Source organism: Methylophaga sp. UBA2513, from assembly GCF_002341285.1.
GTDB classification, from domain to species: Bacteria; Pseudomonadota; Gammaproteobacteria; order Nitrosococcales; family Methylophagaceae; genus Methylophaga; species Methylophaga marina.
Genome location: NZ_DDNT01000017.1, coordinates 1 through 11816, shown reverse-complemented (window position 1 = coordinate 11816; position 11816 = coordinate 1). Strand labels below are relative to the sequence as shown.

Genomic DNA, 11816 nt, shown 5'->3' with positions numbered 1-11816 from the left:
CGGAATTAGTTGACCACTACACAGAATATTTCCTCAGAAAAACAAGATGAAGCTTCTGGCATATATAGTGTGATGCGTTCGCTTGGTTCATCAGTCGGTATCGCCATTATTGGGTGGCAGCTTGCTCGCAGAACCAATCTTCACTATGCCATTCTGACAGAGCAGATTACGCCTTTTAACCCAGCTGTCTCTCAGTATTTAGCACCTTTAGGTCTGTCTCCTGACACTGGGATGGGGGCCAAGGTTTTAGCGAATGAAGTCATGGCTCAGGCCTCAATGTTAGCGTTTCAGGATGCCTTTATTTTGTCGGGACTGGCTGCATTCGCCATGTTACCGATGGTGCTGTTAATTCAAAAACCAGCAAGATCAGAGGTGGGGTCACCAGCCACTGTGCATTAACTCAAGCAACATCGTGTGATAAAAAAATCCCGGACCAACAAGCTGGTCCGGGATTCATTCCTTTCAATCTGATGCAGTCAGTGGTTTATGCAACAAATAACGATTTAACATTCACAAATTCTTTTACACCAAAGCCACCGTGTTCACGTCCATAGCCACTTTCTTTGACACCACCGAAAGGCATATTGGCTTGAGGACCAGCGTAACCATTAATGTTCACCATGCCCGTATCAAGCTCTTCACGGGCAATGCGTATAGCACGCTCCTCATTTTTAGAAAAAATGCCGCCACCAAGGCCATATCGGTGGTCATTAGCAAGCTCAATGGCTTCAGCTTCATCAGCGACTTTGAATAACGCAGCCACCGGGCCAAATAACTCATCGTCATACGCCGGACTACCAGCTTGGATGTTTTCCAATACCGTGGCTGGGTAATAGGCACCTTTTTGATCTGGTACTTCACCACCACATAAGCATGTGGCCCCTTTCATCACCGACTCCTGAACCTGCTGATGCAGCTTGTCACGCAGATCAACACGTGCCAATGGTCCCATATCATGATCACTATTGGTTGGGTCACCAAAGGTCAGTTGCTTCATTGCCGCGACATATTTATCTCTGAACTCTTCATAAACAGGGGCTTCAATAATAAACCGTTTCGCTGCAATACAGGTTTGACCACTATTCATGACACGGCCCTGAACGCAGGTTTTGACTGCCAGATCGATATCGGCATCTTTCAAAACGATATAGGCGTCACTCCCCCCCAGTTCCAGTACATTTTTCTTCAGATGCTCACCAGAAATTTTGGCAATCAGTCGACCGATACGCGCACTGCCTGTAAACGTCACACCCCGAATATGAGGATGAGCAATCAATTCATCTGCCGTTTCACCATCAACAAATAGGCAGCTAAATACGCCCTTGGGTAAACCCGCTTCTTCATAAATCTTCTGAATGGCCTCTGCTGTTTCAAAGCAGGACTCATCATGCTTAAACACTGTCGTATTACCGGCCATAATCACCGCAATGCTGTAGCGAATACATTGATAAAGCGGGAAATTCCAAGGCTGCATGCCTAAGATCACGCCTTCAGGCTGATAGGTAATAATGCCTTTCTTACCCACAGCGATGTCACGCTCTTCATCAGCCAGAGCGTCAATGCCATGCTCAGCGGTATATTCACAGATAGCAGCACACTGCTCGGCTTCGCCTTCGCCTAGTGCTAAGGGTTTACCCATTTGTTTAGCCATCATTTGAGCTAATTTAGCTTTGTCACGACGGAGCAATTCAGCGATTTTTTTGATAATGCTGGCACGCTCTTCAAGTGAGGTGTCTCTCCAGTGCTGAAAGGCTTTATGAGAATCATCAATTAACGCTTCTGCTTCCTGCTTGGTATGCAGATAGTAGGTTTTATACACCTCTTCTGTGGCAGGGTTATAGGTATCAATTGTTTGACGAGAAATAGCGGTTGTTTTCAATTCTGCTTGTGTCATGTTTTATCCTCTTTGATAGTAAGAAAATTTGCGTTGATTGCAGATTGAAAATTAACGAGCATCCTCCAGAAATGGATAATCGGTGTAGCCTTCAGCACCACCACCATAGAAAGTATTTTGATCAGGCGTGTTCAGTGCAGCGCCGGCTTTGAGGCGTGCCACCAGATCCGGGTTAGCAATATATTGACGACCAAACGCTACAGCATTAGCACGTTGGCTTTTCACCGCATCCTGTGCTGTCAGCAGATTGTAGTCACCATTGGCAATGTAAAAGCCCTGCCACTGTTTGATTATCTGCTCAACGATGTATAAGTCTTCATTACTTACATCAATGCCAGGAAAACGCTCAACGATATGGACATAAGCTAACTTATGCTCGTTAAGCTGTTTGATCAGCGCACTGTATGTAGTGAGTGGATCACTATCACTAACATCGTTGAAAGTTCCAGTGGGTGACAATCGAATACCAACGCGGCCAGCATCCATCACTTCAAGCACAGCCTCAACCACCTGATCAACCAGACGAATACGGTTCTCAACGGAACCACCATAATTATCGGTACGCTGGTTACTGCTATCACAGATGAACTGATTCAACAGATATCCGTTGGCAGCATGAATTTCTACGCCATCAAAGCCCGCTTTGTCTGCATTACAAGCAGCTGTTTTGTATTCTTCAATCAGATTATTAATATCATCAGCGGTCATGGCTCGTGGCTCAGATACATCCACCATCTGCCCATCGACAAATGTTTGCGCTTCAGCGCGAATAGCTGATGGGGCTAGAGGTTGCTCGCCTTCAGGGAGTACCGAGTGATAACTGATTCGGCCAACATGCCAGAGTTGTAAGAAAATCTTTCCACCTTTGTCGTGAACGGCATCCGTGATTTCTTTCCATTTTGCTACTTGTTCGTCAGAGTAAATACCAGGAGTCTTGATATAACCTTTACCCATCTTGCTGATTTGCGTGCCTTCAGCAATGATGAGACCAGCACTGGCACGTTGTGAATAGTATGTGATGGCGAGATCATTGGGGATATCCGTATCATCATGGGCTCTGTTTCGTGTCAGTGGGGCCATAAAAATGCCGTTTTTGAGTTCCACTGAGCCCATCTTCACAGGACTGAATAAGTCATTCATATACTTCCTCCTTTGTTGTCCAGATGATCAGTTTGATAACAAAGTCATCAAATAGTTCGTTGGCTAACTATAGGAGAGAAACTGTCTTTTCTATGTGAAGAGACAAACTTGAGCGTCTATAAAACGACACTCTAAAATAAAAAGTCCCTTTTAATCCTTACCCGATCACACTTCTACATTATGATGTGCGTTCTCTGATGTTAAATACTGGCATTTGCTCGTTTATGTTTGGGTAAATACAGTGATATCACGGCTGTTATGACGATAAATAAAGCAGACACCCATAAACAAAACCCTAAACCATAAGACTGGTAGAGCCAGCCTGAAAGCACCGTACCTATTAACCTGCCCATGGCATTTGCCATGTAATAAAAGCCGACATCAAGTGATACGCCGTCTTCACCTGCATAACTGACAATCAGATAACTATGCAAAGCTGAATTAATGGCAAATAAAACACCAAAGATCATCAGCCCCACTATCAGTACCAGCTCTTTATGCCAGTTATAGGTCAGTGCGACTGCGATCATTACTGGAATTAAACTTAAGGCGAGCGCCCAAAACAAGGCATCTTTGCCATCTGGAAGTCTTTTTTCAGAGCGGGTCGTTAATCTAGGTGTAAACCCTTGTACCGCGCCGTAACCTATCACCCATAAAGCCAAAAAACCGCCTACATACCAGTGATCCCAACCAAAGCTGGTGGATAAATAAACAGGTAAGGCCACAACAAACCAGACATCCCGTGAGCCAAACAAAAACATTCTGGCGGCAGAAAGCACATTAACTGACTGGCTTTTAGAAAAAACATGACTAAATTTAGGCTTATTTTTAGCTCTGCCAAGCTCTTGTTTAAGAGAAAACAGACTAAATATCCAAACCATCATTAATCCAAGGGCCATCACTAAGACCGCCCCTTTAAATCCAATCAGCGTGAGCAGCCCGCCTCCGAGAAAAAAGCCGACCCCTTTTAATGCATTTTTTGACCCGGTTAAGGCAGCAACCCATTTATAGAGCTGACCATTTTCCTCTTTTGGCACCAGTAACTTGATGGCACTTTTGGCACTCATTTTATTTAAGTCTTTGGCGACACCGGATAAGGCCTGTGCCGCCATCACCCAAATAACAGTTAACCATTCACTCGGCACAAGTAGCATAGATAAGGCAACAACTTGCAGCAGTAGCCCGATATTCATCGTTTTATTCAGGCCAATATGTGCACCGAGCCAGCCTCCAACTAGATTAGTGATTACCCCAAAAATCTCGTAGAACAAGAAGAGCATGGCGATCTGCAACGGGCTGTAACCCAAACTATAAAAATGCAATACCACTAACATGCGTAATGCACCGTCAGTTAAGGTAAAAGCCCAGTAGTTTGTGGTGATAATAAGATACTGGCGAATCTCGTCAGATAGCTTAGCCAAGGCTGTCATTGATGATTACTCCCAATCCTGGCGACCAACCAAACGTACTAACTCAGCAGTACGGTTAGCATAGCCCCACTCGTTGTCATACCAGGCATAAATCTTTACCTGCGTGTGATTGACGACCATGGTGGATAAGGCATCAACAATGCTTGAACGCGGGTCACCTTTGTAATCTATCGATACCAGAGGGCGCTGTTCATAACCTAAAATACCGTTCAGCTCTCCATCAGCCGCTTCTTTTAATAAACGGTTGACTTCATCAGCTGTTGTTGCACGCTCAACCTCAAACACACAGTCTGTTAGCGAGGCATTGGTTAGCGGCACCCGAACAGCATGCCCATTAAGACGCCCTTTTAACTCAGGAAAAATTTCTGTAATCGCCGTTGCTGAACCTGTTGTTGTTGGAATCAAGCTAGTGCCACATGATCGTGCGCGACGTAAGTCTTTATGCGGTGCATCAATGATCGTCTGGGTATTGGTAATGTTATGGATGGTTGTTATAGAGCCATGTTTAATACCTAACTTATCGTGAATAACTTTAACCACAGGCGCAAGAGAGTTTGTTGTGCAGGAAGCGGCTGTCACAATTTGATGTTGGTTTTTGTCATAACTATCATCATTGACACCCATCACGACATTTAATACGCCCTCTTCCTTCACGGGCGCCGTCACAACGACACGCTTTACACCTTGTTTCAAATAATCTTGGAGGATGGCCTTGCTTTTCATTTTGCCACTGGCTTCAATGACAACATCACAGGATGACCAGTCAGTATCAGCGATGCTTTTATTCTGACTACAGATGATGTGTTTACCATTGATGTGAATGACATTATCTTCAGACATCGCCTCATGCTGCCAAGTACCTTGAACTGAGTCGAAGTTGAGTAAGTGAGCCAATGTGTCTGCATTTGCAGCAGGATCATTAATCTGAACAAACTCAATATCATCCCAATCAAATGCAGCCCGTAATGCTAAGCGACCAATTCGACCGAACCCATTAATACCGACTTTGATTGTCATGTTTAATCCTTAATTGCGTAGTATGTTTCTAAGAAATTTAGATGTGTCGTTGCTGTTAAAGCACGGGGTCTCACAGACTGAACAAGCTCCTTAACCTCTTTCCACTCCATACCCATCTCCAGTAAAAGTATGGCGGCGATCAGTCCTGTTCTACCCGAACCACCACGACAATGAATAGCAATGGTCGATGCATTCTCTAACAGTTTAATTAGCTCAGTTTTGACCTGAGAAAATCTCGTTAAGAAAAGAGCACCTGGAGACATATCATCTTCGATGGGTAACTGAAACCAGTGCATCCCCTTCTTCTGGATCAACATTCCCAAGTCAGGCACACCTAAGTCCACAATCTCATGATCGGGTAAAGCCGTTATGACAGATGTTGCTCCCGCATCATATAAAACGTCTAAAGCCTGTTCTATGTCAGTCTCTTTAGTGCCAGGACATGGTGTAAAGATAAATTGCCCGCCGGTAGGCAGGGGAAGAAAAGTAATAGGATGTGTATTCATGATTTAACGACGTTCTTAAAAGTTATCCGCAGCAATTTTTTTGATTATCTGGACGATCCGACATTTGTTGTAATCGTTGCAGGTCCTCATCGATAAGTTGCTGATTATGTATCTGGGTGGTTGAAATGACAGATACCATCCAGAGAGGAAGGTCAGTACTGATACGATAAAACACCCACTGTCCCTGACGTCTATCCTGTATAAGCCCACATTTTCTGAGTTGAGCTAAATGCCTGGAGATTTTTGGTTGAATTTCATTTAATGCTTCCGTTAACTCACAAACACATAATTCTTCCTGTTTGAAAATCAATAAGATGCAACGTAAACGTGTTTCATCGGAGATACATTTATAAAAATCTACTGGGCTCATCATTCTATTCCAGGCTTGGACCTAATTAAGGTCAATAAACGAATTTTTAATATATGGTAATCGATATATATTTAAACAATATGACATACCAAAAATAAATGATAAAACCTAATAAATAAGTCTGAAACTGAACACTAATAGTAAATCCACTCTGATATACGTCATGACTTACATATGCAATATTGCATATAAATATTCGTATTCTTATATACATTACTGAATATGTGGGTAGGTAGACCTAGTTTTAATGATTAAAAAATATTGAGACTGGTAACGTATTTCATCAATGAGTGCCCAGAGAACTACTCAATCGTGGCTTATAGCTTGGTGTTGATACGCACAATAGAAAACGTTCGAGACTGAATAGTTTGAATGCTGACTGACAATCAATATCGCGTTGGGGCTCTATATCATTTTCCATCATCAGAACACATTATTTGTTCATAGCAGCCAGAATTAAGCTCACATAAACAATGCCATTTCTCATGTGAGTTACTTCTCTGAAAAATTTAAGCATTTCTTGGAATCAAAGCCTTAGTCAGTTGTCGCACTGATCAATGCGTTGATTCATCTAAAGAGCAGCTGTGTGCAAAATCAAATGACATGAATAAAAAGCATTTCACACTATACAAACATGTGCATTGCTATCTTTAGTTGAATTTGAATTTACCACTGTCAAGGAGATATAGATGAGTAACGATATTCGAAAAACCATGTGGAAAGCGATGAGTGACAGTCCTTTTCTGATGATCGGGCTGGATCACTCGCTGCAACACAGTGAGCCCATGACAGCGCAATTAGATGAAAATGCCGATAGTGAATTCTGGTTTTACACGACTAAAACTAATCGAATAGCAGAAGGCGGACCAGCGAAAGCGACTTTTGTGAGTAAAGATAACAAAGTATTTGCATCCATCCGTGGCGTATTAAAGCCAGAAACGGATGAGGCGGTGATTGATAAATACTGGTCAAAAATGGCCGCATCCTGGTATGACCAAGGACGTGAGGATCCATCTCTACTTATGATGCGTTTTGAATTAGATGATGCGGAAGTATGGATTTCAGACCCAAGCATTAAAGGCCTATTTAAACTATTCACCGATGGCAAAGTGGAGCCAGACATGATGGGTGAACATAAAAAAATCGGTCTCTAATCTCACGACTTTTCTGCCATATAAAAAAAGCCCTGCTCGCTCTGAGCAGGGCTTTTTTAATGCCACTACGCTGGGTCCACACTCGCACTGGTCAAATAAAACTAATCGTAATAGATAAAGGGCTCTGTTTCATGCTCAGGCAAGTTATGAATATAATGTTTATCTGAATAAGCCGTGCACTTGAGGTCAGCCAGAAGACGCTGGTCTTTCACCACATAAATACCGCCTAACTCCACCTTCTCTCTGATACCCGCCTCAGCATCTAACCATTCGCCATTGGTAATGCCGGAATAGACAATATAGTCATAACGTCCATTTGAGAATCGTAAACGCCCTTCGCCACCGCCACTATAGGCTGTTGAACTAAATTGCACTGGTGCATGAAGTTCGAGCTCAATCTGATTTGGTTTGCCATAACGATAAACTAATGTGTCCTCTTTAGTGACACACACTGAAACTGATTTAGCCTTAATATCGCAGCTAAAAGAAACCGTCTCCTCCTCACCACAAACATTCTTAGCATTGAGGTCGCCACATAAAAAAGCACTGATATGAGACCGAGGATAGCGCCCTTGCAATAAGAAGTAGCTTGCTTCATTAACTTGCCACATTGAATAAGGAAACGGCTAAAGCCAAGCTGAGTATGGCCACAATAAGATTGGCTAATATTCCCCAACGTGCTTTGTAACCTTCAGGGATTTCTGATTCGCTTAATTGTTTCAGCACGATTCCGTATTGATAGGAAGAAACGAGCGCACATACAGCCCCGAGAAGAATAAACGCCAGCCCCAGAATAAATGTTGATGACGTGGTGTGTGGTGTTTGCTGTCCCTGCATGACAGCGAGTAGCAACCCTGCTCTTTCGACAACAAAGCCAAAGGCAATCAAAGCCAGACTGGTACGGTTCCAGGCAAGCAAGGTACGTTCTGCCGCAAATAATACTCTGGGATCATCTAAATAGGACATATCAAATCGCTCATGCACTCATACTTAAAAAAACAGGTCTCAACCATATCGTTTAACGACATAAATCACCACCAGTAAATTGCACACTCTACCTCGAGTTCACTTCAGATTGAGAACAGTATTTTCATACACACGCATTGTAAAAAAGGGTGAACCTAAGTGCGTAAACTTGACTCATAAACGCTATCGCGTTTCACTAAAAAACCAGCTAATTAAATAGGAGGTTGAGATGATTTCAACTGAAATTAAAGAAGCTCGGTCAATACACGATGTGGTTCAACTAATTGATAGTGGCGGCACACATCATGACTCGCCAGAAGAAGTGGCAGGCACCTACGCCTATCTCGCTGTCATTAATTCAGACCATATCAACAAAGAACATGCAAAATCTCAATTAGACGATCTGATCGAAGCCGGTGCGAAATTTGATTACGACCTGGCACTGGAACATGCAGAGTCACACCTTATCGAAGCCCAACATTAACCCAGTCAAACAAACCCTGTGTACGCTTAACACATAGCGTCATGGGGTTTGTTTTATTGTCTCCTCACTTTCACCTCATGTGCAGTAATCGTCTTACACGAACAATCGCTAGATCACTGAATTAAAATAAGAAACTTGCAGTTACCGGAAAATACTATATTCTGAGTCATTCTCGTTTTGTCATTTATCACACATAACTGACCAAGCACCCATTGCTTTTCAGGATAAATGATGACCAAGCCTATTCGTGTTCGTTACCAGACCATTGAGGTCGGTGATATGGATATCCACCTTTGTACGCTTCGGGATAAGCAGCAGTTTAGTGATCCAGAAGGTGAAGCCAATGACATGGGTATATCTTCAGCTACCTGGCCTTTGTTTGGCGTTGTCTGGCCTTCGAGCATAGTGCTTGCCAATCATATGCTCAAATACGACATTAAAAATAAACGTATTCTTGAAATTGGCTGCGGCATGGCATTATCAAGTTTATTACTCAATGAACGCCTGGCGGATATCACCGCCACAGACTACCATCCGCAAGTCAGCCACTTTCTTGATCGCAATACAGAACTGAACAGTGGTAAAAGCATCGCTTTCGAACAAGTCGACTGGGCAAATGACACCAGTCAGCTCGGCAAGTTTGATTTAATTATCGGTAGCGATCTGCTTTATGAAGATGAGCACGTTCTGCTTTTAGCCAGCTTTATTCATAACCATGCAAATCAGCACTGTGATGTTATTTTGGTAGATCCCGACAGAGGCCGGAAAAACAAACTTGATCGTGAAATGATAGCTTATGGTTTCACCAGCGATTACATAAAGCCTGAACACACAGACTATCTCAGCGAGAAATATAAAGGCTCTATCTTACGATTCTCACGTTAGACACCGCTTTCTTGTGGCACCACACCGGCGACTTTTAGCTTACCTCTTCTCACCTTATTCATCGCAATGGTTGATGAAATCAGTAATGGCGTCACCACCAGCAATGAAGGCACAATCGCGATGCGTATAAACGCGATCATCATAATGGAACGTAATTGTGTGTCATGTTGAAATGACGCCATCAGTCCACACACCAAACCGATAGAAATTGAAATACAGTAGGCAATTAAAACAATACGACAGCGTTTCCACACGATATACCAGTGAGCATTAATCAGCGGTGTTTGATGAACATGTTTCGACCGATACCAAATATAAAAATTGATCGATAAGGAACAGACACTGGCTATGGGTAGCAATAAAAATTCCATTCCCAGTAACAATGAACCTATTGGGATAAGCAGATTAAAAACCAATAGGTTAAAGACTAATAATTGATGAGGGATAACAGCCCGTTGTTGTTCAGTAAGCATAGAAATACCTCCAATGTATTACAAATATTTAAACTGCTTGCGCACCACTAATCTAGCTAAGTGTAGCGTTATCTCATTAAAATTTGTTGACGATGTTAGCCATAAATACATTGACGCATTTATGACTACAAACGAAGCATCACTGCTTAATAACCGACATTGGAGTTAATTAGAAAACGACCTCATTTCGCTATGAAATTTGGTTTATCCTGGCCTGGAAACACTGAGATTAACGGCGCTGGCTGTTAGCCTTTGGTATCGCCGTTTATTGCATGCATCATCGCATTTACAAGCTCATATCCACTACGATTCTGCCACGAATTTTTCCGGCAAGGATCTGCTGAGCAGCATCGGGAACCGCATCAAGCGAAATTACTTGAATCAGTTGTTCCAAGGTCTTCAGATCGATGTCTTCTGACATACGACTCCACGCTCTTTTTCGCAACCAAGACGGACACATAACGGAATCAATGCCTAACAGGTTCACACCACGCAGTATGAATGGCAGCACGGTACTCGGCAGACTGGCTCCACCGGCTAAACCACAGGCGGCAACGCTGCCCCGGTACTGAGTTTGACGAAGAATACTAGCGAGGGTTTCACCACCCACTGAATCAATCGCGCCAGCCCAACGTTCAGAGTCCAGAGGTCTGCCACTTGGCGACGATAATTCCTCTCTATGAATGATCTCAGATGCGCCAAGACGCTTTAGATAGTCTCCCTGTTCTTCGATTCTGCCAGTCGAGGCGACGACGTTATAGTGGCGTTTGGCAAGTAACGAAATAGCGATGGACCCCACCCCGCCAGAGGCACCTGTCACTAATACTGGTCCAGAGTCGGGAAGTACATTGTGATCTTCAAGCGACAATGTCGCTAGCATGGCCGTAAAACCAGCGGTACCTAAAGCCATGCAGTGCATGGCACTGAGTCCTTCAGGTATTAACTCTGCCCATTCAGGTTTAACTTTGGCAAACCCGGCATAGCCACCGGAAACCTGCTCACCCACACCCCATCCAGTGACAAAAACCTGGTCACCCGCTTTGAATTTTGTGCTCTCACCGGCATCTTCAACCACACCAGCCAGATCGATTCCTGGAACGATAGGAAACGACCTCAACACTTTGCCTTTACCTGTTACAGCAAGCCCATCTTTGTAATTCAAACTAGAATGGGTAACGCGAATTAGAAGATCCCCACCTTGATTCGGTAAAGCATCCACATTTTCCAGTTTGGTAATATTTGCTTGAGACTCCTTATCCTCTACTAGCAAGGCTGAAAATGTGTTTTTAGACATTAGCGACAACTCTCTCTTGTTTATTGTGTTAGGTAGCGTGTTTAATTAGCCAACTATATAGGATGGCTTAGGCGCCTGCGGGGGCTATCAGTCCTGAAAACAAAATGTAATCAAGGGGGTGTAATCAAGAGGTCAGGCACTGACGGCTCCCTTGATGAAGTTAAATCAAACACTCTGACCCTGAGCTATCCCCACAAATAATT

Annotated in this window: 14 protein-coding genes; 4 read left to right on the top strand and 10 right to left on the bottom strand. The window is 43.4% G+C overall.

From position 1 onward, the window contains the following. Nucleotides 1-9 precede the first annotated feature (9 nt). A complete protein-coding gene (locus B3V56_RS10445; protein ID WP_289284261.1) occupies nucleotides 10-399 on the top strand; it encodes a hypothetical protein in 390 nt (129 codons plus the stop codon). A gap of 85 nt (nucleotides 400-484) precedes the next feature. Here B3V56_RS10445 and B3V56_RS10440 read toward each other — a convergent pair whose 3' ends face one another. The 6 genes from B3V56_RS10440 to B3V56_RS10415 all read right to left on the bottom strand — a co-directional run bounded on the left by B3V56_RS10440 (nucleotide 485) and on the right by B3V56_RS10415 (nucleotide 6360). After that, complete coding sequence (locus B3V56_RS10440) at nucleotides 485-1894, bottom strand: NAD-dependent succinate-semialdehyde dehydrogenase (RefSeq protein WP_289284260.1); 1410 nt, start codon at nucleotides 1892-1894, stop codon at nucleotides 485-487. 51 nt (nucleotides 1895-1945) lie between these two features. After that, entirely contained in the window at nucleotides 1946-3034 is a 1089-nt protein-coding gene (locus tag B3V56_RS10435) for an alkene reductase (protein WP_289282639.1), read from the bottom strand. Between the two features lie 200 nt (nucleotides 3035-3234). Further along, the gene (gene arsJ, locus B3V56_RS10430; protein ID WP_289282638.1) at nucleotides 3235-4464 is read right to left on the bottom strand and encodes an organoarsenical effux MFS transporter ArsJ; all 1230 of its coding nucleotides are present in this window, start codon (nucleotides 4462-4464) and stop codon (nucleotides 3235-3237) included. A gap of 6 nt (nucleotides 4465-4470) precedes the next feature. Continuing rightward, nucleotides 4471-5481, bottom strand: coding sequence for an ArsJ-associated glyceraldehyde-3-phosphate dehydrogenase (locus B3V56_RS10425; RefSeq protein ID WP_289284259.1), 1011 nt, complete (start codon nucleotides 5479-5481; stop codon nucleotides 4471-4473). A gap of 2 nt (nucleotides 5482-5483) precedes the next feature. Continuing rightward, nucleotides 5484-5987 (bottom strand): cyclin-dependent kinase inhibitor 3 family protein, encoded by a 504-nt coding sequence (locus B3V56_RS10420; RefSeq protein ID WP_289282636.1) that lies wholly within the window; start codon nucleotides 5985-5987, stop codon nucleotides 5484-5486. 22 nt (nucleotides 5988-6009) lie between these two features. Beyond that, nucleotides 6010-6360, bottom strand: a complete 351-nt coding sequence (locus B3V56_RS10415) for a metalloregulator ArsR/SmtB family transcription factor (protein ID WP_289284258.1) — start codon at nucleotides 6358-6360, stop codon at nucleotides 6010-6012. Nucleotides 6361-7046: 686 nt separating this feature from the next. Between B3V56_RS10415 and B3V56_RS10410 the strand changes: the two genes are divergently transcribed. Beyond that, entirely contained in the window at nucleotides 7047-7511 is a 465-nt protein-coding gene (locus tag B3V56_RS10410) for a pyridoxamine 5'-phosphate oxidase family protein (protein ID WP_007146429.1), read from the top strand. Between the two features lie 101 nt (nucleotides 7512-7612). Here the strand turns inward: B3V56_RS10410 and B3V56_RS10405 are convergent, their stop codons facing one another. Both B3V56_RS10405 and B3V56_RS10400 read right to left on the bottom strand, forming a co-directional pair. After that, a complete protein-coding gene (locus B3V56_RS10405; RefSeq protein ID WP_289282634.1) occupies nucleotides 7613-8122 on the bottom strand; it encodes a hypothetical protein in 510 nt (169 codons plus the stop codon). Further along, the gene (locus tag B3V56_RS10400; RefSeq protein WP_289282633.1) at nucleotides 8109-8477 is read right to left on the bottom strand and encodes a YidH family protein; all 369 of its coding nucleotides are present in this window, start codon (nucleotides 8475-8477) and stop codon (nucleotides 8109-8111) included. Before B3V56_RS10400 ends, B3V56_RS10405 begins: the two co-directional genes overlap by 14 nt. 229 nt (nucleotides 8478-8706) lie before the next feature. Here B3V56_RS10400 and B3V56_RS10395 point away from each other — a divergent pair, with 229 nt between their 5' ends. Beyond that, a complete protein-coding gene (locus B3V56_RS10395) occupies nucleotides 8707-8961 on the top strand; it encodes a hypothetical protein (protein WP_289282632.1) in 255 nt (84 codons plus the stop codon). 231 nt (nucleotides 8962-9192) lie between these two features. Next, the gene (locus B3V56_RS10390; RefSeq protein WP_289282631.1) at nucleotides 9193-9846 is read left to right on the top strand and encodes a class I SAM-dependent methyltransferase; all 654 of its coding nucleotides are present in this window, start codon (nucleotides 9193-9195) and stop codon (nucleotides 9844-9846) included. Here the strand turns inward: B3V56_RS10390 and B3V56_RS10385 are convergent. After that, nucleotides 9843-10319 (bottom strand): hypothetical protein, encoded by a 477-nt coding sequence (locus tag B3V56_RS10385; protein ID WP_289282630.1) that lies wholly within the window; start codon nucleotides 10317-10319, stop codon nucleotides 9843-9845. The genes B3V56_RS10390 and B3V56_RS10385 overlap by 4 nt on opposite strands. A gap of 286 nt (nucleotides 10320-10605) precedes the next feature. Further along, nucleotides 10606-11613, bottom strand: a complete 1008-nt coding sequence (locus B3V56_RS10380) for an MDR family oxidoreductase (RefSeq protein WP_289284257.1) — start codon at nucleotides 11611-11613, stop codon at nucleotides 10606-10608. Between the last annotated feature and the right edge of the window lie 203 nt (nucleotides 11614-11816).

Bases quoted from the DNA above. Each gene is read 5' to 3' on its own strand.
- B3V56_RS10440 (WP_289284260.1), bottom strand. From the start codon at position 1,894: ATGACACAAGCAGAATTGAAAACAACCGCTATTTCTCGTCAAACAATT.
- B3V56_RS10435 (WP_289282639.1), bottom strand. From the start codon at position 3,034: ATGAATGACTTATTCAGTCCTGTGAAGATGGGCTCAGTGGAACTCAAA.
- arsJ (WP_289282638.1), bottom strand. From the start codon at position 4,464: ATGACAGCCTTGGCTAAGCTATCTGACGAGATTCGCCAGTATCTTATT.
- B3V56_RS10425 (WP_289284259.1), bottom strand. From the start codon at position 5,481: ATGACAATCAAAGTCGGTATTAATGGGTTCGGTCGAATTGGTCGCTTA.
- B3V56_RS10420 (WP_289282636.1), bottom strand. From the start codon at position 5,987: ATGAATACACATCCTATTACTTTTCTTCCCCTGCCTACCGGCGGGCAA.
- B3V56_RS10415 (WP_289284258.1), bottom strand. From the start codon at position 6,360: ATGATGAGCCCAGTAGATTTTTATAAATGTATCTCCGATGAAACACGT.
- B3V56_RS10410 (WP_007146429.1), top strand. From the start codon at position 7,047: ATGAGTAACGATATTCGAAAAACCATGTGGAAAGCGATGAGTGACAGT.
- B3V56_RS10405 (WP_289282634.1), bottom strand. From the start codon at position 8,122: ATGTGGCAAGTTAATGAAGCAAGCTACTTCTTATTGCAAGGGCGCTAT.
- B3V56_RS10400 (WP_289282633.1), bottom strand. From the start codon at position 8,477: ATGTCCTATTTAGATGATCCCAGAGTATTATTTGCGGCAGAACGTACC.
- B3V56_RS10395 (WP_289282632.1), top strand. From the start codon at position 8,707: ATGATTTCAACTGAAATTAAAGAAGCTCGGTCAATACACGATGTGGTT.
- B3V56_RS10390 (WP_289282631.1), top strand. From the start codon at position 9,193: ATGACCAAGCCTATTCGTGTTCGTTACCAGACCATTGAGGTCGGTGAT.
- B3V56_RS10385 (WP_289282630.1), bottom strand. From the start codon at position 10,319: ATGCTTACTGAACAACAACGGGCTGTTATCCCTCATCAATTATTAGTC.
- B3V56_RS10380 (WP_289284257.1), bottom strand. From the start codon at position 11,613: ATGTCTAAAAACACATTTTCAGCCTTGCTAGTAGAGGATAAGGAGTCT.